Genomic DNA, 21218 nt, shown 5'->3' with positions numbered 1-21218 from the left:
TTCATAGCTTCAAAGAAATTAAATCAAGAGCCTTCTTCAAGCTTGCGCTTGTCAGAAGGACTTCTCGTCCTTTCTGGTGCTTCGTGTTTCTTTCACGTTGTTTAATTTACAAGGTACACGCTCTTGCCAGCCACTCGGGCTGACGTGCTATTTATTTTAGCACACTCAGTTTCACTTGTCAAGAACTTTTTTCAAGTTTTTTCAGGGCTTTTTAGCCCCAAACCGCTTGTTTCGGTTCTTTTTCAAGCTCGTTCACGCCGTCCGACGCGAACTCATTTAGTTTACCACGCACACTCGCGTTTGTCAAGCACTTTTTTCTGATCTTTTTTCAGAAGGCCGTCCGGGTTCCCCTCGGTTTCTTCCGGTTCTGGTCAGATTTTCATGCCCTCTCGCAAGGCGCTCAGATAGAATACCACTCACACCCCCTTTTGTCAACACCTTTTTTCACTTTTCTTCATTTTCTTTTTCCGTACCGGATTTTTGGACAGTGGCTGCCAGATCTTCATAGGAGAAAAGCGCATTCAGTACCTCCAGCATGGCATTGGGAGACAGATGCCCCGGCAGCTCCAGCCGCTCCATCAAGGCCTGCCTGCGCTCGGCTGATCCAGCCCCTCCAGACAACCCCAACAGCATCAGATCCGCCTTGGTAATGGCTCGTCCACACCGCACCGGCGGTGCATCTTCCTCCAGAAAGGTAGCCCCCGCCCGTCGGAGCGCCTGTTCCAGTACTTGAGGACGCATCCCTTCCACGCCCAGCTTGCCCTCTTTTCCCGGCGTGCGCTTCCGCCGCTCCTTGCCCAGGATATCAGGCACATAGGCGTGTTTCACCTGTTCCGGCGGAATGCTGCCCTTGAGAAAATTGCGGATGACAAAACCAGCCCCATCCGGATCGGTGAGGATGATGAGGCCCCGCTCCGCCGCCAAGCGGCGGAACAGGGCCAGTTTTTCACTGTTTTTAAACACACCGAAGCCGGAGGTCTCCACAATAATGGTATCCACCATCTGAGAGAGGGTATTCTTATCATAACGCCCCTCTACCACGATAGCCTCTTTGATCCGCAGCATACTCAGCTCCAGTGCAGACAGGCGTATCCAACGTACCAGCCATCACCCAGGTTTTCCGTGTACAGAACGCCGGGCCGGGCACTGCCCCGCCAGGGCTGCTGATGGATATCCAGCCGATTTAGTGGCTGATCGGACAGCCAGGCCCGTGCCGCACCGTTGCAGAGGCATACCGTCAGGGCCCCATCCTCCAGGCGGACCGCCTCCACCTCCAGGCCATTCAGCGGCTGGGTACTCAATCCCTCCGAAGGCAATTCCCCCGCCTGGGCCGCCTTCCGCAGAAGCTGCAGCTCGTCTCTCCGCACCGCCAGCAGCTTGCGGACCTGCTCACGGATGATCTCCATCTGATTCTTTCGGCGATTGGCGGTCAGATACCACCCCGCTGCGCCGGCGGCGGCAAGCGCCACACCAAAGATCGCACGCTTTTTCATGATCATCAGACTCCTTTCTTTACGGCCAGCTCCATCAGCAGGCCAGTCAACAGCTCTTCTCCATCCGCGCCGGTGGATTTCATAGCCAGATCGACCTCGCCACAGCGGATCACCGCCCGGCGACACCAGCCCAGAGAAAACCGCCGGGCCGACTGCATCATCCGTTCCGCCGGATAAGCCGAGCGCAGTCCCCACAGCTCCATCACATAGCGGCTTCCCTTCCTGTGTTCCAGGGCCAGCCGGGCCGTATAAAGCTGCCGCAGCTGCTTGCCCAGGGCCGCCAGCAGCTTGATGGGAGGCTCCTGCATATGATAGAGGTCCCCCAGCACCGAGGCCGCCTTGTCGAAATCGCCGGCGGAAATGGCATCAGTCATCTGGAACACCACCGCGTCCAGCTGGGGTGTGGCCACCGCGTCGATATCCTGTCGGGTAACCCGCCGATGGGAGGCATAGGTGCCGATCTTGCCGATCTCCGAAATCAGAGTGTGCATCAGATCTCCACACAGGAAGATGAGATACTTGGCGTCCTCGGTACCGATATCATGGTCCATGGCCCGGAAGCGCCGGGCGATCCAGTCCACCAGATCCCCCTGCTCCTGCCGGTTAAAGGGCACTACACTGCCCTTCTCCTTGATAACACCGGCCAGCTTGGTACGGGCATCTGATTTATATTCGATCAGGTCATACACAAAGACCAGGCACACATAGTCGGGCAGATCCTTCAAAATGGCGGTAAGGCCCTCCTTGTCTCCCTTGAAGAGATCGTAATCATTGACTACGATCATGGTGCGGGGACTCATCATGGGTAGGCAGTCCACCGTCTGGGCCAGAGCCTTCAAATCAAACTCCTTACCCTGGATCACATGGTAGTTGAAGGCCTCCATTCCCGGAGGCAGCAATTTCTGCTTCATTTGTCCCAGATAGTAGTCCCGCAGATAGGCCTCCTCGCCATGAAACACATAGAGGCTGCCCAGTGTGCCGCTTTTCAGATCCTGTTTCAGCTTCTGATAGGCAGCAGTATCCGGTTTTCCCTTTGGCGGCATGGTATCTTCTCCTTATTCCGCAGTAATGGTAACGGTCCCCGACCAGTCGGTGCGGTAGATCTGGCATCCGTGCTGGGACAGCCGGGCCAGAGTCTCCGCCGCCGGGTGACCGTAAGTATTGTATCCAACTGATATAACAGCCCATTCCGGCTGAATGGCCTGGAGCAATTCGTCCGACGAGGCGTATTTGGAGCCGTGGTGGCCTGCTACCAGCAGCTCTGTGTCCGGCAGGTCTCCGTATTTCACCAGCCGTGCCTCCACCGTGGTATCCATATCCCCCGTGATCAGAACGTCAAAGTCCCCTGCGCTGCCCAACACCGACAGACCTTCTTCATTGCTGCCGCCGCCGCCCAGGGGCGGGTAGATCTTTAGACTCGTCTCTCCAAGCTCGGCGGTGGCCCCGTCGGTAATCAAGAGCATTTCCACTCCATGGGCTTGTGCGGCAGTCTCCACCTCTGCCCGCAGGGTACTGTCCGGCTCCACGTCAGGCAGGATCAGCAGTCCCACGTCCATCCGCTCCAGTAGTTGAGGAATTCCGGATGCGTGGTCGTCGTGATAGTGGGTGAGGATCACCAAGTCGATGTGGCTCAGGCCCAGGGACTGAAAGTAATCCGCAGCGGTATTTCCCGCGTCGTAGCCGCCGCAGTCAACCAGAGCGGTCTGCCCCTGGGAATAGAGGGCTACGCTGAGGCCCTGACCCACATCCAGCACCGATACGGTGAGCCTTCCGCCGGTGAGGGCGGCGGCCTGAAGGACCAGTGCGCCGCATAGGGTGGACATACTGAGACACAACGGTACCACCACCCGCCCTCTGGGGCCTCGCCAAAGCACCCACAGAAAGATAAGTCCATAGGTCAGAGCCATCCACAGAATCAGATAGATGGAATGGACAGCCACCGAGGCAAAGGGCAGGCCCGCCAGGGCAGCGGTGAGCCACTGGAGATACCATACCGGCAGGGAAACCACCCAGGCCATCACCGTGGCCACGGCAGGCAGCACAAGTCCCACCAGCGCCGTCACCAGTCCACCCAGGAAGGCATCGGACACCGCCCACAGAGAGAGCAGATTGGCAAAGGGTGAGATGAGCGTTACACTGCCAAAATAGAAGGCCATCAGAGGCGTGGTGAACACAATAGCCCCCAACGTGGTGGCAACAGTGGCGATCATCACCCGGGCCCCCCGGCAGCCCAGCCTGGGCCAGAAGCCCTTGGGCTTGCGGGGCAGTCTGCCCTCCCACTTCTCACACAAAGGCCCGGTAAACAGAAAGATACCGGCCACGGCGGCAAAGGACAGCTGAAGCGATACACTGGCGGCAGCATAGGGATTGACTGCCAGCAGTATCATCAGCACGGCGCTGAGGCTGGTAGGCGGATCATTCTCCCGGTCCACCAGCGGGGCAATCAGGAGCAGGGCCTGCATCAACGCCGCCCGCTGGACCGAGGGGGTGTTGCCCGCCACGGCGCTGAAAAAGAAGAGCAGGCAGATGCTCACCACCGCCGACAGCCGCCTGCGGCGGCCCAGTAGAGTGGTGATCAGTCCGGCCAGGAAGGAGACATGGAGGCCGGAGACCGCGATCACATGGGCCAGTCCGGACCGGCGCAGGGCGCTGTACACCGCCTCAGGCAATTCCGTCTTGTCTCCCGTCAGCAGCGCGGTAACCAAAGGCGCGGTGCTGTCCGGAACGGCCCGGTCCACGCTGTCCTTCAGTGCCCCGCTGAACAGGGCGGGCCAGCAGCCCACCGGAGCCCGTTCCGGCCGTTCCGCCGTCCATTCCTTGCCGCCGCTGCCGATGAGGAGTACCCCTTTGGCATAATAGTAGCTGGTGGCCTCCCCCGCCATAGTGTCCGCCATGCGGAAGGAGGCGGTCACTGTCAACCGGTCGCCGGGCCGCAAGTCCGCGGCCTCCTCCCCGTTCAGGTAGAGCAGGGTCTTGGCCGGACTTCCATCATTCCCATAGACCTCTGCCATAACAGAGGTGCTGTAACTATTCTCCTGAGGCCAATCGGTGACCAGAGCTGTAACCGTTGTCTCTGTGCCGTTCAGCCGCAGCGCAGGTACCCGTACCAGAGCGCAGTATACCCCCGTCCAGCACAGGCCCGCCGCCAAACCGAAGCAGATCAGCAGCGTCCGCAGGCGGACTTTGCCCCGAAGGAACAGTCCGGCCAGGGCCGCCAATCCACAGCACGCCCCCGCCGGTATCAGTACGGCCTCCGGCAGCAGATAAACCGCCAGAAACACCGCGCCGGAAAAGGCGGCGGCAAACCAGGCCAGCTTACGCATAGGGCATCTCAGCCAGGATGAACTGAACATACATGGTCATCACCTTCTTCATGATACCAAACAGAGCCATGCAGTGCAAGATATGACCTCATAGGGAGTCACAAAAAATAGAGAACAGCCCCCGCCTGGAAGGGCAGGGGCTGTCTATCTATTTGGGTCTTATTTCTTCCGCAGGAAGGAGAACTTGGTCTCGGAGCAGATCACGCCCACAAAGATCAGGGCAAAACCCACCAGCATCAGGGCGGTAGGCTGCTCGTTGGCAAAGATCATGGAGAAAATTACGCCGAAGGGAGCCTCCAGAGACAGGAGGACCGCCGCGGTGGAGGGGGCGGTGTACTTCTGGCCGATATTCTGGAAAAGCAGTGCGCCGCAGGAGGCAAAGATCACCAGATAAGCAAGGCCAAAGATCAGATCGCCGTTGAACGCCTCGGGGCTTACCGAGGTTCCGGTGACCAGCACGCCGATCCAGGAGAACACGGCAAAACTGGCAAACTGGAGGGTGGTCAGGATAAAGATATCCCGACCCTCGGAGAACTTGGACACAGCCACGATATGGGCGGCAAAGAAGAAGCCGCCGATGAGGGTAAGTACATCACCCATATTGAAAGCGGAGGCATTGTCGCCGGTAACCGACACCAGGCCGATGCCAATGATGCACAGCAATGCGGCAATCACATTGAACTTGTCCGGCCGGCGCTTGGCCACAATCCAGTACAGGAAGGGGACGATGACGCAGTAGACCGCGGTGAGAAAGGCGTTTTTGCCGGGGGTGGTCTGTTCCAGGCCGTAGGTCTGGAACGCGTAGGCCACAAACAGGCAGAAGCCCATCACCGTACCGCCAATCAGGTAGTGGCGGTCCATCACCTTCCATCGTTTGATAAAGACCACTGCCAGCACAAGGGCGGCAAAACTGAATCGAATGGCCAGCAGCCAGAAGGTGGGCAGCACATCCACGCTGCTCTTCATCACTACAAAGGAACTACCCCAAATAATCGTAGCGAGGATAATCAGCGGGGTGGCGAACTTGGCCAGGACACTGCTTTCATTGGTTTGGCTCATGGTTGTACCTCTCCTTTACCTATGGTAAAATAAAATGTAATCCCAACAAAGGGGGGCATCCAAATGAAACCGCTGGATCGGACCTTTTTTGCCCGGGACACCTTGGATGTGGCCCGAGATCTGCTTGGAAAACACCTGGTCCGGATATGGAACGGGGAGACGCTGGTAGGGCGCATTACAGAGACCGAGGCCTACATCGGCAGGTGCGACAAGGCCTGCCACGCCTATGGCTACCGCCGCACCCCCCGGACCGAGACTCTCTTTGCCCCTCCGGGCACCGCGTATATCTACCTGATCTACGGAATGTACCACTGTCTCAACTTCGTAACTGAGGCGGAAGGCGAGCCTGCCGCCGTCCTGCTGCGAGGTCTGGAACCGGTGGATGGGTTGGCTCGTATGAGCCTCAACCGCTTCGGCAAGATGCCGGGAGAGCTGACTTCCTATCAAAAGAAGCACTTTCTGGACGGACCGGGCAAGGTGTGCAAGGCCCTGGCTCTTACCCGGGCCCAAAACGGTCTGGACCTGTGCGGCCAGGAGCTTTTTCTCTGTGACGCGGGCGAAACGCCCTCTGTCATCCATACCGGCCCCCGCATCGGCATCGACTACGCCGAGGAGGCCGTTCAATTCCCCTGGAGGTTTTATGTATGATCCTGTTTGACTTTGACGGCACCCTGGTGGACTCCAACGGCGTGTGGGAGGAGGTGGACAACACCTTCCTGGCCCGCCGGGGGCTGACCCCCACCCAGGAGTACAGCGAAACGGTAGGCCACTCCATCTTCCCTCTGGCCGCCCAATTCACCATCGACTACTACCACCTGGACACCACGCCTCAGGCCATCATGGACGAGTGGACCCAGCTGGGCCGGGAGGCCTACCTGTCCCAAGTGCCCGCAAAGGAGGGTGCCCTGGCTTTTCTGGACCAGTGCCGGAGGCAGGGGCAGACCATGGTCCTGCTTACCGCCTGCGTGCCCGAATTCTGCCGGGAGGCTCTCAAACGGCTGCATATGGAGAACTACTTCTCCCAGCTCATCTTCGTTCAGGAACTGGGTATGCTGAAGAAGGACCCGGCCACTTTTGCCCATGTTCTGAAAGAGCTGGGATCCACACCGGAGGAGAGTACCCTCTATGAGGACTCCCCCGGCGCCTGCGCCGCCGCCAAGAAGGCGGGGCTCACCGTAGTGGGGGTATACGACCCCTTCTATGCCCGGTACGAGGAAGAACTGAAAAGCCTCTGCCACCGGTATATCTACAGCTTTGCGGAATTGCTCCAGCCATAGCATTTCTCCGGGCCGCCTTCCGGCGGCCCGGTTTTCTTATACCTTGTCCATATACTGGGAAGCGGATTTCAGCATCAGCTTTTTAGTGCCCACGCTGTCGAAGGCGATCTCCACCAGAGCGTCGCCGCCCATGGGGGTCACCTTGGTGATCAGGCCCTGACCAAAGGCCTTGTGCCGCACCGTATCGCCCATGCGGAAGGCTCCGCCGGACGGAGCGGCCTGTCTTGCCGCAGGCGCCGCAGCGGGCTGGGCCGCCGGAGCCGTATGGCCCAGGGAGAATCCGTGGTCGAAGGTACGGCGCACCGGCGTGGTCTTGCGGGCAGGCCGCTCCCCCTCACCCCGCTCGCCGTAGGGCAGGCGGCCGGACTTCTCCACCAGTTCCGGAGGGATCTCCCCCAAAAACCGGGAGGGACGGTTGGAGTTGGTGCGGCCGAAGAGCATACGCTGGGAGGCGCAGGTCATATACAGCTTTTCCTTGGCCCGGGTCATAGCCACGTAGCACAGCCGCCGCTCCTCCTCCATCTCATCCGGCTCGCCAATAGCACGGATACCAGGGAAGATGCCCTCTTCCACGCCTATCACAAAGACCACCGGGAACTCCAGGCCCTTGGCGGAGTGCATGGTCATCATGACCACACAGTCCTCGCTGGGATCGTGGCTGTCCAGGTCGGTATACAGGGCGATCTCATCCAAAAAGCCCGCCAGGGAGGGCTCCTCCACTACGTTGTCCAGGTAATTCTGGATAGAGGTGGCCAGCTCCCGCACATTTTCCAGTCGGGTGCGGTCCTCAATGGTCTTTTTCTGTTCCAGCATAACGGCATAGCCGGTGCGCTCCACCACCTCTTCGTAGAAGGCGGGCAGAGGCAGCTCCCGGGACAGCTTCCGCAGATCGTCCATCAGTTCCACAAACTGGCCCAGCTTGGGAGCCGCTTTCTGCAGCTCCGGCCAATCCTTGGCGTGGCTGATGACCTCCCACAGGGATCTGCCCTCAGTCTGGGCAATGTTCTGAGCCCGGTCCACGGTGGTGGCGCCAATACCCCGGGGCGGATTGTTGATGATACGGGAGAGCCGCAGATCGTCGCCGGGGTTGTTCACGGCGCTCAGGTAGGCCAGCATATCCTTGACCTCGGCACGGTCAAAGAACCGGATGCCGCCGATGATGCGGTAGGGAATACCGTTACGCTTAAAAGCCTGCTCAATCTGGTTGGACTGGGCGTTCATGCGGTAGAGCACCGCGTGATCTCTCCAGCCCCGCCCGGCGGAAAAGCCCGCCAGGATCTGGGCCGCTACATACTGGGCCTCGTCGTGCTCGTTCATGGCGGTATAGCACTGAATCTTCTCGCCCTCTTCGTGCTGGGTCCACAGCTCTTTGCCCTTGCGGCCCTCGTTGTTCTTGATGACCGCGTTGGAGGCCTCCAGAATGTTCTTGGTGGAGCGGTAGTTCTGCTCCAGCCGGATTACCCTGGCCCCCTTGTACTGATTCTCAAAGGAGAGAATGTTTTCAATGGTGGCGCCCCGGAAACGGTAAATGGACTGGTCATCGTCGCCCACCACGCAGATGTTCTCATAACCTCCCGCCAGAGTGGCGGCCAGCTGATACTGCAGGTTGTTGGTATCCTGATACTCGTCGATGAGGACGTAGCGGAACTTCTTCTGGTAGTAGGTCCGCACCTCCTCAAACCGCTGGAGCAGACGCACCGTGTCCAGAATGATGTCATCGAAATCCAGGGCGTTGGCTTCCTTCAGCCGCCGCTCGTACTCCACATAGATCTTGGCCATCTTCACCAGCCGGAAGTCTCCCGCCTTCTCGCACTGGGTCAGATAGTCCGCCCCGGACAGCATAGCGTCCTTGGCCCGGGACAGGTAGCCCAGCACCGTGCGGGCGGAGAAGGTCTTGTCGTCCAGGTTGAAGTCCTTCACAATATCCTTAATGACCCGCTCGGAGTCGGCGGTGTCATAAATGGTGAAGGAACTGGTAAATCCCAGCCGGTCGATGTCCCGCCGCAGGATACGCACACAGGCGGAGTGGAAGGTGGAGGCCCACACATCGTTGGCGGCGGGGCCCAGCATCCGCTCCAGCCGCTCTTTCAACTCCCCGGCGGCCTTATTGGTAAAGGTGATGGCAAGGATAGACCAGGGCACGGCCGGGTCCATGCGGCACAGCCGTTCCTGCTCCCCCTTCTTCTCCGGACCGGGATGAGCCACGTAATCTTCCAGAAAAGCCAGATCCTCCGGCCTCACCCAGGCAGGCACCTCGTCGGAATCGGCGCCCCGGCCGTACTTCATCAGGTTGGCAATACGGTGGATGAGCACCGTGGTCTTTCCGCTGCCCGCTCCTGCCAGCAGCAGCAGGGGACCTTCGGTAGCCAGGGCGGCTTTCCGCTGTTCCGGATTCAGATTTTCAAACTCCAGTTCAATGGCGGCCCGCCGGGCTTTGCAAAAGCGCAGTTCCTCTTGGGTATTCAACATAGCGTTTTCCTGTCTCCTTGGCAATGGGAGAGCCGCCCACAGACGGACGGCTCCCTTTTTTGGTGCTTCTATTGTATCGAAAAGCGGCTTCCAGGTCAACCACCCCCCGGGGATTCTTTTTCCTGCGATACACTCTTTAAAGTGCTATAACTTTATAGTGCAAAAGTCCCCAGGATATGATATAATGTGCCTCGCGTGCAGTGTATGGAAGGGAGAGGATTGGGATGCGCCGTTTTGTTTTTCGTTCCCCCAGGCTGGGATTTCTGGCCTGCGATCCGGCGCTGGCAGATCCGGCGGCAGCGTTCTACCGGCGGAACCGGGCGGCTTTTGCCCCCTTTGACCCAGTCCAGCCCGAGGAATTCTTTACGGCAGAGGGTCAGGCGGAGCGTCTGTCCTTTGACCTGGAGCAGGCAGAGGCGGGCCGCTGTTTCCGCTTCCTGCTGGTCCAGCCCCGGCATCCCGGTAAAATCATCGGGCTGGCCGGGCTCAACGAGATCGTGCGCGGGGCTTTCCAGTCCTGCTTCATCTCCTACAAGCTGGATCACACTCTCTGGGGACAGGGTTACGGCGCCGAGGCCATCTCCGCTCTGACCGAGTGGGGTTTCCACAACCTGGGACTTCACCGGGTGGAGGCGAACATCATGCCCCGCAATCTTCCCTCCCGCCGGGCGGCAGCCAGAGCCGGCTTTGAGGAGGAGGGACTGGCCAAACGCTACCTCAAAATCAACGGGGTATGGGAGGACCACATCCACATGGTACGCAGAAATGAAGAGGAGGATCTCTGAATGGAACACAACAAATCCGGGGGTAAGTTTACCAGTTCCCTGGGCTTTGTCCTGGCGGCGGTAGGTTCTGCCGTTGGCATGGGCAACATCTGGCTTTTCCCCTATCGGGTGGGACAGTACGGCGGCGGCGCCTTCCTGGTCCCCTATTTCATCTTTGTGGCCCTGTTCAGCTATGTGGGCCTGTCCGGCGAGTTTGCCCTGGGCCGGCTCACCGGCACCGGCGCCATGGGCTCTCTGGATTATGTCATGAAATCCCGGGGCAAGAAGGGCGGCAAACTGCTGGGTATCATTCCTCTGTTGGGCGTGCTGGGCATCGCCATCGGCTACTCGGTGGTGGTGGGCTGGGTCCTGCGGTATTCCATCGGGGCTGCCACCGGCGCGATCCTGAACAGCGATGCACAGGGCTTCTTTGACACGCTGGCTGTGAACTTTGGCTCCATTCCCTGGCATCTGATCGCGGTGGTCTTTACGGTGGTCATTCTGATTTTTGGCGTTGCCTCCGGCATTGAGAAGCTGAGCAAGTTCATGATGCCCGCCTTCTTTATTCTGTTTCTCATTATCGCCGTCCGTGTGGCCTTCCTTCCCGGTGCGGCGGAGGGCTACCTCTACCTGCTCCAGCCCGACTGGAGCTACCTGCTCAAGCCGGAAACCTGGGTCATGGCCATGGGACAGGCCTTCTTCTCCCTGTCCATCAACGGCGCCGGTATGCTGATCTACGGCAGCTACATGAAGAAGGACGAGAGCATCCTGCGCCATGCGGGCATGACCGCCCTGCTGGACACCCTGGCCGCTCTGCTGGCGGGCTTTGCCATCATCCCCGCCGTCTTTGCCTTCGGCATCGACCCCACCAGCGGCCCCTCTCTCATGTTCGTCACCCTGCCCCAGGTCTTTGGGCAAATGCCCGGCGGGCAGATCTTCGCCCTGTTCTTCTTCGTGTCTGTATTTTTTGCCGGCATTACCTCCCTCATGAATATGCTGGAGGCCTGCGGCGAGGCTCTCAGTTCCACCGTCAAGCTTTCCCGGCGGACCGCCACCCTGATCGTGGGTGTGGTGACCTTTGTGCCCGGCCTGTTCCGGGAGTCCCTGGCCGGCATGGGCAGCTGGATGGACCTGATCACCATCTATGTCTCCCCCTTCGGCGCTCTGCTGGTAGCTGTGTTCCTCTACTTTGTCCTGCGGATGGACACCATCAAGGACGAGCTGGCTCTGGGTGGAAAGGGCCGTCCCGGCAAATTCTTTACCGTCACCGCCCGTTTCTACGTACTGGTGGCGGCGGCGGTATGGGCTCTGGGTATCTACTACGGCGGCATCGGCTGATTTCCACACACAAAAAACAGGCCCAGCTATAAAGCCGGGCCTGTTTTTTATCTGCCTGTGATCCAGTGCTGGAAGCCTTCCCACAGCTCAATGGCCTTGAACTTTACTACATATCCCTCATCCTCTCCGGTGATGAGAGACACCTGGTCCTGAGTAAAGCCGTCGCTGAGGGCTGTCTGGGCGGCCGTCTGGCTAACCGAGCCCAGGCACAGAGGCGGAAATACCACGCACCACCAGTTCTGGCCCTCTCCTTCGCCGATCACCACCCGCAAGGCAGTATACTCTCCGGCGGGCAGGGCAAAGTCTGTGTACTGCTTGGTGGGAAACCAGTAGTTGTCCTCCAGGGAGACCGTCACCGGATACTGGTACCCCTCCTCGGCCACCTGAGCTGCTCCGGCGGCTGCTATGTCGGCCAAATGCTCTGTCAGGACCTCTCTGGTCTCTTCCAAGGTGGCACCAGGCACAAAGTAATCAGATGCCGCGCCCAGCACCCGGTCCCGCACTTTCAGCTTCAGGGCCTGGTCAGCCTCCGAGTCGGAGTTGGCCAGCACGTGCAGCCGGATCACCTGGTCGGACAGGGCCGCCTGACTCCGGTCCAGCCAGACCCCTGCCAGAGCCGCAATGGCCACACCCAGCAAAAGAGCCAATTCCCATCGCCGCAGGGTCTTGCTCTGTTTCATAAAAAATCACCGTCCACATTGGTTTGTCTCCATTGTGGACGGTGATTTTCGATTTTATACCTGTTCCAGTAGATTTTCCACAGTCTGGGCCAGAAACGTCTCCTGGTACTGCTCCTTCAGCGCATTAAAAGCGCTTTGGGCCCGTTCCTCATCATCAAAGAGGCCAAACACAGTGGGGCCGGTGCCGCTCATGGAGGAGCCCAGGGCTCCATGCTGGATCATGACATTTTTGATGGAATCGATCTCCTGAGCACGGCGGCTGGGCAGAGCGTCCTCAAAGACGTTATACATCCGCCGGGCTACTCCGGGCAGATCGCCGCCCTTCAGCGCCGCAATCAATCCGGCGGTATCGGGCCGCCGGCGAATCCGGCAGCCGTCCAACGTACGGAACAGCTCCGGCGTGGACACTGAAAACGTCGGCTTGCACAGCACCACCAGACAGGACGGCAGAGGGGGCAGATCGGTGAGCACCTCTCCCCTGCCCTCCGCCAGGGCGGTGGTTCCCCGGACGCAGTAAGGCACATCAGAGCCCACCAGGGCTCCGATCTCCTCCAGACGCTCCCCGGAGAGGCCCAGGCCCAGCAGCTTGTTCAGCCCCCGGAGCACGGCGGCGGCGTCGGCGCTGCCGCCCGCCATGCCGGCACACACCGGGATGGTCTTGTCCAGCTTGATGGACAGCCCGCCGTGGTCCACCCCCGCCGCTTCGCACAGCCGCAGGGCGGCGGCGGCGGCCAGATTGCTCTCGTCCGCCGGCAAAAAGCCCAGGTTGCTCTCCATGCGCAGAGGCTGCCCGGTACCGGTCTCCAGACGGAGAGTGTCGGTAAGGCCTACCGTCTGCATCACCATGCGCATATCGTGATAGCCATCGGGGCGTTTCCCCAGCACATCCAGGGACAGATTCAGTTTGGCATAGGCCTTGACCTCCAGGACTGCCATGAGACTCCTCCTTATCGGATCTTGCGCGCCTCCAGATAAAAGCGCTTGTCGTGGGCCTCGCCCATAGAGAAGGTCTTGCGGGGCAGGGCCCCGTCGTGGATCACAGTGGGGAACAGCTGATCCTTCCCCATGGCGGGCAGCAGGAAAGCCAGATTGCCCGGCCGGGCCGCCAGGGTACGAGCCACATCGGCCCCGTGGATGTAATCGATACGTCCCCCCTGTTCCTTCACATAGGCATCCAGGAAGGGCTGAAGGGTGCCCACCGCCATCTGGGCGGTGGGGTTGGGCACGGTAACCGCGCCCTGCCCGCCTGCGTGGACATAGCGGAGGACATGGCCCTCCCCCTCCCCCTGGAAAGCGCCGGGGAAGTTCTTTACCAGTGCATCCACCACCTGCTCCGGCTCCACGCCGAAGAGTACACGGTGGATGGCCTCAAATTCCAGGGCCGGATCGTGGAGGTTCACCAGCTCGCACAGGGCAAAGCGGGCAGGCAGGCGGTCCCACTGCTCCTTGGGGGTCAGTCGTTTCTGACGCTCATAGCACTCCTTGGCCGTGGCCAGGGAGTGGTTGCCGTCACCCACGGCGAATGCCATGACCTTCTCCGCGCCGTATTTGGCCCGGAAGGCGGCGGGATCAGCCAGAGCAGACAGGGCATGGGCCACCATGGCCACACTCTCCTCATCCAGCAGCCAGCCGGTGATGTGTCCCCCGCGCTCCATCAGATCAAAGTCATACACCATCTGCATCCTGTCTTTCCGCTGGGCCAGAGGCTCGATGACCGTTTTCTGAGGATCGTCGGTCAGCAACATGGCGTGAGGCAGCTCCAGGGGGGCGTTCTTCCGCACCGCCACCCGGGGCGGAATGCGGGGCATAACGGTACCCTCGGTGGCCCGGACGGCAGCGCCGGAACCGGGCTCATAGTCGTACTGCTCCAGATCCACCATGCCCACCAGGCCCCGGCGCACCTTCAGGTTGTCCAGCCGCCGCTCCACATAGATGAGGGCGGTGGGAAACTCCTGAAAGCGTTCCTCCCGCAGGTAGCGGGTCATGGTGTTGTTGACTTCCATAATATCGGTCTCTACATTGGGACCGTCCAGACAGCTCTCCGGCAGGATGAGCCGCAGGGCGGAAGGGGCGGAGCCCACATACTCCTCCACCCGCTGCCAGTAGTCCGGCTGGGAGGTATACTGATCGCAGGCCACCACCGACCACTTGCGGTATTCACAGTTCCGGGGCAGCAGGATATCGGCCGGCCGGAAGGCCAGTCCCTCAAATTGCCGCAGCATATTGCTCACTCACTTCCAGACATGAAGTTTGGGTGGTACTCAGTCCATCGCGCTCCGGATCGCGGCCAGCAGATCGGGGAACTCCTCGTAGGCGGGCAGCTCCGGATGATCGGCCTTGATCTGCTCGGTGCTCTTAAAGAGGAAGCCCGCCTTGCTGGCCTGGATCATGCCCAGGTCGTTGAAACTATCCCCGGCGGCGATGGTTTCGTAGCCGATGGACTGGAGGGCCTTCACCGTGGTCAGCTTGGACTGGGGGCAGCGCATCCGGAAGCCGGTGATGGTTCCATCAGCGGCCACCTCCAGGGTGTTGCACATCAGGGTGGGCCAGCCCAGCTTCTTCATCAGGGGCTGGGCAAACTGTTCAAAGGTATCACTGAGGATAATCACCTGACTGAAGGAGCGCAGCTCGTCCAGAAATTCCTTGGCCCCGGGCAGGGGGTCGATGGTGGCAATGGTGTTCTGGATCTCCTTCAGGCCCAGTCCATGCTCTTTCAGAATATCCAGGCGGAACTGCATCAGCTTGTTGTAGTCAGGCTCATCCCGGGTGGTACGGCGCAGCTCGGGGATGCCGGTAGCCTCGGAAAAAGCGATCCAGATCTCAGGGACCAGAACGCCCTCCATATCCAGACAGGTGATATACATATCCTCTCCTCCTTTTCTTATTCCTGCTCTCTGGCCTGCTTTTTCTTCAGGTTGGTCAGGAAGTTATCCAAACGGGTCAGGGCCTCGGCAATGTCCTTCATAGAGGTGGCGTAGCAGCAGCGGACAAAGCCCTCGCCGCCGGGGCCGAAGGCGGAACCAGCGATAACGGCCACCTTCTCCTCCATCAGGAAGCGCTCACAGAACTCGTCAGAGGTCAGACCGGTGCCCCGGATGTCGGGGAACACATAGAAGGCCCCTCTGGGCTCAAAGCAGGGCAGGCCGATGCGGCGCAGGCCCTCCACCAGATAGCGGCGGCGGCCGTCGTACTCGTCTCGCATATGCTCGATATCACCGTCGCCGTTGCGCATGGCCTCAATGGCGGCGTACTGGCTGACGGTGGGAGCAGACATGATGCCGAACTGGTGGAGCTTCAGCATCTGCTTGATGACCGGGGCAGGCCCGCAGACGTAGCCCATTCGCCAGCCGGTCATGGCATGACTCTTGGAGAAGCCGTTGACCACGATGGTGCGGTCGTACATATCGGGCAGGTTGGCCATGGAGACATGGTGCTGGCCGTAGGTGAGCTCGGCGTAGATCTCGTCGGAGAGCACCATGATGTTGGTGCCCCGCAGCACCTCGGCAATGGCCTCCAGGTCCTCCCGGCCCATGATGCCGCCGGTGGGGTTGGAGGGGAAGGGCAGCACCAGTACTTTGGTACGGGGGGTAATGGCGGCCTTCAGCTGCTCGGGGGTGAGACGGAACTCATTCTCCGCCTTCAGCTCCACATACACCGGGGTACCGCCGGCCATGGAGGCCAGAGGCCCGTAGCACACAAAAGAGGGCACGGGCACGATGACCTCGTCGCCGGGGTTGAGCAGGCAGCGCAGAGTAAGGTCAATGGCCTCGCTGCCGCCTACGGTGACTACGATCTGGCTGGCAAAGTCATAGTGCAGGTCGAACCGGCGGGCCAGATAGGCGGCAATCTCCCGCCGCAGCTCCGCCATGCCGGCGTTGCCGGTATATTTGGTAAAGCCCTTCTCCAGGGAGTAGATGCCGGCGTCCCGGATGTGCCAGGGAGTGACGAAGTCGGGCTCGCCGATACCCAGGGAGATGGCGTCCTTCATCTCCTCCAGAATGTCAAAAAAGCGCCGGATGCCGGAGGGCTTCACATCCTGGATGCGCTTACACAGTATCTCGTCGTAGTTCATGAGAAAATCCACTCCTTCGGCTGCTTCTCCTGCTTTTCAAAAATCAGGTGCTTTTCCTTATATTTATGCAGGATAAAGTGAGTGGCGGTGCCGGTCACGTCCTCCAGAGTGGACAGGCGCTCCCCCACGAACTGGGCCACTTCCTTCAGGGTGCGGCCGGAGATGATAACGGTCAGATCAAAAGCGCCGCTCATCAGGTAGACGCTCTCCACCTCGTCGTACTGGTAGATCCGCTCGGCCACCCGGTCAAAGCCCTCGCCCCGCTGGGGGGTCACCTTGACCTCGATGAGGGCAGTGACCGCCTCCCGGTCGGTGCGGTCCCAGTCCACAATGGCTTTATAGCCCAGAATAATTTTTTCATCCTCGTACCGCTTGATGGCCGCTTTCACGTCCTCCACGGACATATCGGCCATAGATGCAAGCTGTTCGGGGGTCAGAGTGCAGTCTTGTTCCAAAAGCTGGAGCAATTTCATGGCTGTGCTCCCTCCTTCTTCCTATCAGCGATTGGCACAGGCCTGTAAAAAGGCCTATTATATGATATTATATACTGGTGGTTTCGGAAATACAAGAGCACAGATGGAAACTTCACGGCCCGTCTGTCTGACATTTCCATACAAACAGACAGGCCCCGGGGCTGAAAAGCCCCGGGGCCTTATGCACTTGGGTTACAGCACGCCCTTGCGGACGTTGACCACAAAATCCTGCACGTTGGTGACGATGGTGCGTACCGACAGACTGCCCCGGTCCCGCAGCTTGTTCACCGCAAACTCGGAGATGTCCACCGAGTAGAAGTACACCGGGCGCACCACCCCGTCCACCACCCGGTAGGAGGGGGTCATGTTGCCGGTGGCCACCGTATGGAGGGTGGAGGCCATGCAGATGACAGTGGTGGCATTTTTCACCAGAGCCCGCATGGCGTCCTGGCCCTCATACACGTTGCCGTACACCTCGGGCAGGGGACCGTCATCCCGGACGGAGCCCACCAGTACAAAGGGCACATTGTGGTTGACACATTCGTAGATGATGCCGTCTTTCACCTTGCCGGAATGGACAAAGGCGGCGGTGGACCCAGCCAGCCGGACGGCGTTGATGGTGTCAATGTGGTGATAGTGGCCGTTAGGCATACTCTTCTGGGTGTAGATGTCCTGACCCAGGGCAGTGCGGAGATAGCCCGCCTCCAGGTCGTGGGTGGCCAGGGCGTTGCCCGCCAGCAGGCCGTGGACATAGCCCCCCCGCACCAGAGCGGCGAAGGCGTCCCGGGCGTCATGGTCAAAGGCGCAGGCCGGGCCCATGACCCACAGGATGCGCCCGTGGTCCTTCTCGTGGCGGAGCAGCTCATAGATGGAGTCGTAATCCATGGAGTAGGCGGTCTCCCGGGAGCGGCCCTGACGGAAGGAGAAGGTCTCCTGCTCCCCTTTTTCCGTCTCAAAGCCATCGGCGTGGATGTAGATACCCTCCGAGGCATCCTCCGTCCGGCCTACCACCACCGGCTCGCCCTCTTTCAGGTTGCGGAACTCCACCACGGCGATCTTGCCCTCCCGCAGGACGGCCACACAGTCCATGCGGCTCTCCTCGGCCAGCAGCCATTCTCCGTTGACCTTGAAATACTCCGGGAAAATACTGGTGGCATGATAGCCTTCAGGCGCCACACCGGCCCGAGGGGCGGGGCAAAAGGTTACGCTGGGGGCGTTCTGGAACACGGGCTTGGTAAAATCAGGGGCATGATACTCAGGCAGCACAAAGCTCATGGGGATCAGAACTCCTTTCCGTCGTTTTGTCCCCTTCATTGTATCATGACCGTTTCTTCTCCGCAATCGGTTCTTTAAAGATCCTTTTTCATGCGGTTAATTGCACTTTTTTCCAGCCTGGAGACCTGAGCCTGGGAGATCCCCACCTCGGCGGATACCTCCATCTGGGTCTTGCCCTCAAAAAAGCGCATCCGCAGAATCCGTTTCTCCCGGTCGGTGAGCCGCTCCATGGCCTCCTTCAGGGCAATGTGTTCCAGCCAGCTCTCGTCGGTGTTTTTGGAGTCCTTCACCTGGTCCATGACGCAGATGGTATCTCCACCGTGTTCGTACACCGGCTCGTAGAGGGACACCGGATCCACAATGGCGTCGAGAGCAAATACCACGTCCTCCCGCTTCAGTTCCAGCATCTTGGCGATCTCCTCCATACTGGGCTCCCGCTGGTGCTCGTTCATAAACTTCTCCTTGGCCTGGAGCACCCGGTAGGCGGTGTCCCGCATGGACCGGGACACCCGGAGGGAGGAATTGTCCCGAAGATATCGGCGGATTTCCCCAACAATCATCGGCATGATGCTGCCATTAGGGAAAATCCTCTATGAGTCCGCTTCGTGCTGCAAAAAGGTGTAGTAGATCTCCACTTTGGGTCCCTCCACCACAATGCGCTCCACGCAGTCCCGGATCACCGCCTGCCGCTCCTCCGGGGTGAGATTGGGCCAGCTGTCTTTGATGCCGGCCGCCTGCTCCCGCAGGTCCTCCATCCGGGCGGCCCGGCGGCAGGTGGCCTGCTCGGTCTCATAGTCCTGCCGCAGGATCTCCAGCTGCCGGCGCACCTCCCGCACCTCGTCCAGCAACACCGGGTCCTCCCCCTCGGCAAAGAGCTGGTAGAGCCGCCGCAGCTTGCTCTCCAGCTTGTCCATCTCTCCCTCCAGCTGGGTCAGGGGATCGGGGACGGGGTCGGCCTCTTGCCCCAGCCGGGCGGACACCCGGAACAGGTCGTGAAGCACCTGCTCCTCCAGTTCCTCCGCCCACACCGCCTCGGCCTGGCAGTTGTCGCCCTTCTTCATGTGGGGCTTGGAGGGGTCCCGGCCATAGCAGCGCAGCTTATAGCCGTTCTTGCCCCAGCGGATGTATCGCATCCGGGCGCCGCAAGCGCCACAGTACACCAGTCCGGTGAGCAGGTGGCCCCCTCCGGCGGCCCGGCGCCCAGAGGCCCGCTCCCTCATCCGGTCCTGCACCAGATAGAACAGTTCCTCGGGCACGATGGGCTGGTGAAGGCCCTGGTACTCCTCCCCCTTGTAGGAGATGAGGCCGATGTTGCTCTTGCGGGTGAGGATCTGGGTCACCAGCTTGTCGTATTTCAGCCCCATTCTGTTTGCGATCCGCTGGGCGGACCACCCCTTCAGGTAGAGCTCGTACATCTGCCGTACCCGGGGGGCGTCTGCATTGGGTACCAGGATGCCGGTACTCCGGTCGTAGTCGTAGCCGAAGGGCACCCCGCCGCCCCCCATCCAGTAGCCCTGTCGTACCCGCTCCACCATGCCCATCCGGGTACGCAGGTAGATGTTTTCCCGCTCCAGCTGAGCAAAGGCGGACAGGATACCGATCATGGCTCGCCCGTAAGGGGTGGAGGTGTCAATGCTCTCATTAAGAGAAATAAAATCCACTCCGTGGGGCAGAAATACGTCCTCAATGAGATAGAGGGTATCCTTCTGGCTCCTGGACAGCCGGTCCAGCTTGAACACCACCACCGTGGCCACCTGCCCGCCCCGGGCGTCGGCGATGAGCCTGGTCATCTCCGGCCGGTCCAGATTGCTGCCGCTGTAGCCGCCGTCGGTGTAACAGCGGTAGTTGTCCCACCCCATAGCCTTGCAGTAGGCCTCCAGCCGCTCGGTCTGAGCCTGGATGGAGTAGCCCTCCTCCGCCTGGGCCTCGGTGGACACCCGGATATAGAGGGCCCGCAGGGGCTGGTTTTCCACAAGTTCCGTCATGTTTCTCTCCTGATGCTGTGTCATGGGGTCCATTGTACCGGATTGTCCCCGTCCGCCGCAATTCCTTTTTCTGGTATTACCGTTTCCGTCCTCTGGCTCTGGCCTGTCGCAGCAGGCGGACCAGCACCGGATTTTCCACCTGCTGGGGCGGCAAATCCTTGCCGGATACCGGCTTGCCATTCACATAGCGTTGTACTTCCATAGTATCGCCTCCGCTTTCAGTGTGCCCGCTTTTGTCAGAAGGCAGACAAAAGGACCTGCCGTTTTCACAGCAGGTCCTTCCATTAACATATTCCGCAGACGGGGCAGCCCGTGCCCCGCTCCACCGGCACACGATCCAGCTCCAGCCGCTTGCCGTCATAGAGCAACATCTCTCCCGGAATGGGGTTGTGCCCCAGCAGCATCTGGAGGGCAACGGTAGCCATCAGGGAGGCCACCGCTCCGGTAACTGCCCCCAGGGCCTGACCGTCCTCCTCCGGCGCAGTCCCGGCATAGCAGCAGGCTAAACAGGGAGTTTTTCCAAACTCCACCGCCATCACCGAGCCGTACCAACCCTCTACCCCGCCGTTGACCAACGGAATGCGCTTCTGAGCGCAGGCGGCATTGAGGGCCAATCGTGCAGGCAGGTTATCCACCGCCGCCACCGCCAGCTGGCAGTCCGCCAGCAGCTCTGCCCCCTTTTTCTCGTCCAGCCAGGCCTCCATCCCCTCCACCCGTAGGTCCGGGTTAAAGGTGGACAGCCGCCGGGCGGCCGCCGCCGCCTTGGGGCGGCCCAAGTCGGCCTGGTCAAAGAGGAACTGCCGGTTCAGGTTGCTGAGGGATACGATATCCCCGTCCACCACCACCAGCCGGCCCACTCCGGCACCAGCCAGGGCATAGAGCAGCGGGCCCCCCAGGCCCCCGGCTCCCACCACCAGCACCGAGGAGGACGCCAGCTTCCGCTGGCCCTCCGGTCCGATCTCCGGGATGGCCAGCTGCCGTCGGTATCGCTCCAGTTCCACAGCACCCTC

General features: G+C 60.4%; 20 protein-coding genes and 1 pseudogene. 4 read left to right on the top strand and 17 right to left on the bottom strand.

The annotated features are described in order from the left end of the window. Positions 1–444 precede the first annotated feature (444 nt). From WHJ28_RS11545 to WHJ28_RS11525, 5 genes are all read right to left on the bottom strand, one after another. Complete coding sequence (locus WHJ28_RS11545) at positions 445–1065, bottom strand: ribonuclease M5 (protein ID WP_340042268.1); 621 nt, start codon at positions 1063–1065, stop codon at positions 445–447. Between the two features lie 2 nt (positions 1066–1067). Further along, positions 1068–1493 carry a toxin-antitoxin system antitoxin subunit gene (locus WHJ28_RS11540; RefSeq protein WP_340042267.1) on the bottom strand — a complete coding sequence of 142 codons (426 nt, stop codon included), beginning with the start codon at positions 1491–1493 and terminating at the stop codon, positions 1068–1070. A 5-nt stretch (positions 1494–1498) separates the two neighbouring features. Next, on the bottom strand, positions 1499–2536 hold the full coding sequence (gene holA, locus WHJ28_RS11535; protein ID WP_340042266.1) for a DNA polymerase III subunit delta: 1038 nt from the start codon (positions 2534–2536) through the stop codon (positions 1499–1501). A 12-nt stretch (positions 2537–2548) separates the two neighbouring features. Next, positions 2549–4816, bottom strand: a complete 2268-nt coding sequence (locus WHJ28_RS11530; protein WP_340042265.1) for a DNA internalization-related competence protein ComEC/Rec2 — start codon at positions 4814–4816, stop codon at positions 2549–2551. 159 nt (positions 4817–4975) lie between these two features. Beyond that, positions 4976–5875, bottom strand: a complete 900-nt coding sequence (locus tag WHJ28_RS11525; RefSeq protein ID WP_340042264.1) for a DMT family transporter — start codon at positions 5873–5875, stop codon at positions 4976–4978. 63 nt (positions 5876–5938) lie between these two features. Between WHJ28_RS11525 and WHJ28_RS11520 the strand changes: the two genes are divergently transcribed. Both WHJ28_RS11520 and WHJ28_RS11515 read left to right on the top strand, forming a co-directional pair. Beyond that, positions 5939–6523: a DNA-3-methyladenine glycosylase gene (locus WHJ28_RS11520; protein ID WP_340042263.1), complete on the top strand. Its 585-nt coding sequence runs from the start codon at positions 5939–5941 to the stop codon at positions 6521–6523. Beyond that, positions 6520–7152 (top strand): HAD family hydrolase, encoded by a 633-nt coding sequence (locus WHJ28_RS11515; RefSeq protein WP_340042262.1) that lies wholly within the window; start codon positions 6520–6522, stop codon positions 7150–7152. Before WHJ28_RS11520 ends, WHJ28_RS11515 begins: the two co-directional genes overlap by 4 nt. Before the next feature lie 36 nt (positions 7153–7188). Here the strand turns inward: WHJ28_RS11515 and WHJ28_RS11510 are convergent, their stop codons facing one another. After that, on the bottom strand, positions 7189–9621 hold the full coding sequence (locus tag WHJ28_RS11510) for an ATP-dependent helicase (protein ID WP_340042261.1): 2433 nt from the start codon (positions 9619–9621) through the stop codon (positions 7189–7191). 224 nt (positions 9622–9845) lie between these two features. Between WHJ28_RS11510 and WHJ28_RS11505 the strand changes: the two genes are divergently transcribed. Together WHJ28_RS11505 and WHJ28_RS11500 are read left to right on the top strand one after the other, a co-directional pair. After that, positions 9846–10406 carry a GNAT family N-acetyltransferase gene (locus WHJ28_RS11505; protein WP_340042260.1) on the top strand — a complete coding sequence of 187 codons (561 nt, stop codon included), beginning with the start codon at positions 9846–9848 and terminating at the stop codon, positions 10404–10406. After that, positions 10407–11723: a sodium-dependent transporter gene (locus WHJ28_RS11500; protein WP_340042259.1), complete on the top strand. Its 1317-nt coding sequence runs from the start codon at positions 10407–10409 to the stop codon at positions 11721–11723. Positions 11724–11770: 47 nt separating this feature from the next. Here WHJ28_RS11500 and spoIIR read toward each other — a convergent pair whose 3' ends face one another. The 11 genes and pseudogenes from spoIIR to WHJ28_RS11445 form a co-directional block, all read right to left on the bottom strand. Then, positions 11771–12403 carry a stage II sporulation protein R gene (spoIIR, locus tag WHJ28_RS11495; protein ID WP_340042258.1) on the bottom strand — a complete coding sequence of 211 codons (633 nt, stop codon included), beginning with the start codon at positions 12401–12403 and terminating at the stop codon, positions 11771–11773. Positions 12404–12457: 54 nt separating this feature from the next. Further along, on the bottom strand, positions 12458–13339 hold the full coding sequence (gene ispE / locus WHJ28_RS11490; protein WP_340042257.1) for a 4-(cytidine 5'-diphospho)-2-C-methyl-D-erythritol kinase: 882 nt from the start codon (positions 13337–13339) through the stop codon (positions 12458–12460). 11 nt (positions 13340–13350) lie between these two features. Further along, on the bottom strand, positions 13351–14625 hold the full coding sequence (locus WHJ28_RS11485) for a DUF1015 domain-containing protein (protein ID WP_340042256.1): 1275 nt from the start codon (positions 14623–14625) through the stop codon (positions 13351–13353). 39 nt (positions 14626–14664) lie between these two features. Continuing rightward, positions 14665–15267, bottom strand: a complete 603-nt coding sequence (thrH, locus tag WHJ28_RS11480) for a bifunctional phosphoserine phosphatase/homoserine phosphotransferase ThrH (RefSeq protein ID WP_340042255.1) — start codon at positions 15265–15267, stop codon at positions 14665–14667. Positions 15268–15284: 17 nt separating this feature from the next. Continuing rightward, positions 15285–16475 carry a pyridoxal phosphate-dependent aminotransferase gene (locus tag WHJ28_RS11475; RefSeq protein ID WP_340042254.1) on the bottom strand — a complete coding sequence of 397 codons (1191 nt, stop codon included), beginning with the start codon at positions 16473–16475 and terminating at the stop codon, positions 15285–15287. Further along, a complete protein-coding gene (locus WHJ28_RS11470; protein ID WP_340042253.1) occupies positions 16472–16948 on the bottom strand; it encodes an Lrp/AsnC family transcriptional regulator in 477 nt (158 codons plus the stop codon). The genes WHJ28_RS11475 and WHJ28_RS11470 overlap by 4 nt, the downstream gene beginning before the upstream one ends. Before the next feature lie 192 nt (positions 16949–17140). Continuing rightward, on the bottom strand, positions 17141–18223 hold the full coding sequence (locus WHJ28_RS11465; RefSeq protein WP_340042252.1) for a putative NPN-dependent ornithine cyclodeaminase: 1083 nt from the start codon (positions 18221–18223) through the stop codon (positions 17141–17143). 74 nt (positions 18224–18297) lie between these two features. After that, positions 18298–18789, bottom strand: a pseudogene (locus tag WHJ28_RS11460) (sigma-70 family RNA polymerase sigma factor); the annotation flags it as partial. 24 nt (positions 18790–18813) lie between these two features. After that, entirely contained in the window at positions 18814–20208 is a 1395-nt protein-coding gene (locus tag WHJ28_RS11455) for a recombinase family protein (protein WP_340042251.1), read from the bottom strand. A gap of 76 nt (positions 20209–20284) precedes the next feature. Then, positions 20285–20410 (bottom strand): hypothetical protein, encoded by a 126-nt coding sequence (locus WHJ28_RS11450; protein WP_340042250.1) that lies wholly within the window; start codon positions 20408–20410, stop codon positions 20285–20287. Positions 20411–20492: 82 nt separating this feature from the next. Further along, entirely contained in the window at positions 20493–21209 is a 717-nt protein-coding gene (locus WHJ28_RS11445; RefSeq protein WP_340042249.1) for a HesA/MoeB/ThiF family protein, read from the bottom strand. Positions 21210–21218: the final 9 nt, after the last annotated feature.

This window comes from Flavonifractor porci (assembly GCF_037572415.1).
GTDB classification, from domain to species: domain Bacteria; phylum Bacillota; class Clostridia; order Oscillospirales; family Oscillospiraceae; genus Flavonifractor; species Flavonifractor porci.
Note: the sequence above shows the minus strand (reverse complement) of the source record. Positions and strands in the feature narration are given on the sequence as shown.

What these genes read in the sequence shown, in the direction of transcription:
- WHJ28_RS11545 (WP_340042268.1), bottom strand. Translation starts at nt 1,065, where the DNA reads ATGCTGCGGATCAAAGAGGCTATCGTGGTAGAGGGGCGTTATGATAAG.
- WHJ28_RS11540 (WP_340042267.1), bottom strand. Translation starts at nt 1,493, where the DNA reads ATGAAAAAGCGTGCGATCTTTGGTGTGGCGCTTGCCGCCGCCGGCGCA.
- holA (WP_340042266.1), bottom strand. Translation starts at nt 2,536, where the DNA reads ATGCCGCCAAAGGGAAAACCGGATACTGCTGCCTATCAGAAGCTGAAA.
- WHJ28_RS11530 (WP_340042265.1), bottom strand. Translation starts at nt 4,816, where the DNA reads ATGCGTAAGCTGGCCTGGTTTGCCGCCGCCTTTTCCGGCGCGGTGTTT.
- WHJ28_RS11525 (WP_340042264.1), bottom strand. Translation starts at nt 5,875, where the DNA reads ATGAGCCAAACCAATGAAAGCAGTGTCCTGGCCAAGTTCGCCACCCCG.
- WHJ28_RS11520 (WP_340042263.1), top strand. Translation starts at nt 5,939, where the DNA reads ATGAAACCGCTGGATCGGACCTTTTTTGCCCGGGACACCTTGGATGTG.
- WHJ28_RS11515 (WP_340042262.1), top strand. Translation starts at nt 6,520, where the DNA reads ATGATCCTGTTTGACTTTGACGGCACCCTGGTGGACTCCAACGGCGTG.
- WHJ28_RS11510 (WP_340042261.1), bottom strand. Translation starts at nt 9,621, where the DNA reads ATGTTGAATACCCAAGAGGAACTGCGCTTTTGCAAAGCCCGGCGGGCC.
- WHJ28_RS11505 (WP_340042260.1), top strand. Translation starts at nt 9,846, where the DNA reads ATGCGCCGTTTTGTTTTTCGTTCCCCCAGGCTGGGATTTCTGGCCTGC.
- WHJ28_RS11500 (WP_340042259.1), top strand. Translation starts at nt 10,407, where the DNA reads ATGGAACACAACAAATCCGGGGGTAAGTTTACCAGTTCCCTGGGCTTT.
- spoIIR (WP_340042258.1), bottom strand. Translation starts at nt 12,403, where the DNA reads ATGAAACAGAGCAAGACCCTGCGGCGATGGGAATTGGCTCTTTTGCTG.
- ispE (WP_340042257.1), bottom strand. Translation starts at nt 13,339, where the DNA reads ATGGCAGTCCTGGAGGTCAAGGCCTATGCCAAACTGAATCTGTCCCTG.
- WHJ28_RS11485 (WP_340042256.1), bottom strand. Translation starts at nt 14,625, where the DNA reads ATGCTGCGGCAATTTGAGGGACTGGCCTTCCGGCCGGCCGATATCCTG.
- thrH (WP_340042255.1), bottom strand. Translation starts at nt 15,267, where the DNA reads ATGTATATCACCTGTCTGGATATGGAGGGCGTTCTGGTCCCTGAGATC.
- WHJ28_RS11475 (WP_340042254.1), bottom strand. Translation starts at nt 16,475, where the DNA reads ATGAACTACGACGAGATACTGTGTAAGCGCATCCAGGATGTGAAGCCC.
- WHJ28_RS11470 (WP_340042253.1), bottom strand. Translation starts at nt 16,948, where the DNA reads ATGAAATTGCTCCAGCTTTTGGAACAAGACTGCACTCTGACCCCCGAA.
- WHJ28_RS11465 (WP_340042252.1), bottom strand. Translation starts at nt 18,223, where the DNA reads ATGAGCTTTGTGCTGCCTGAGTATCATGCCCCTGATTTTACCAAGCCC.
- WHJ28_RS11455 (WP_340042251.1), bottom strand. Translation starts at nt 20,208, where the DNA reads ATGACGGAACTTGTGGAAAACCAGCCCCTGCGGGCCCTCTATATCCGG.
- WHJ28_RS11450 (WP_340042250.1), bottom strand. Translation starts at nt 20,410, where the DNA reads ATGGAAGTACAACGCTATGTGAATGGCAAGCCGGTATCCGGCAAGGAT.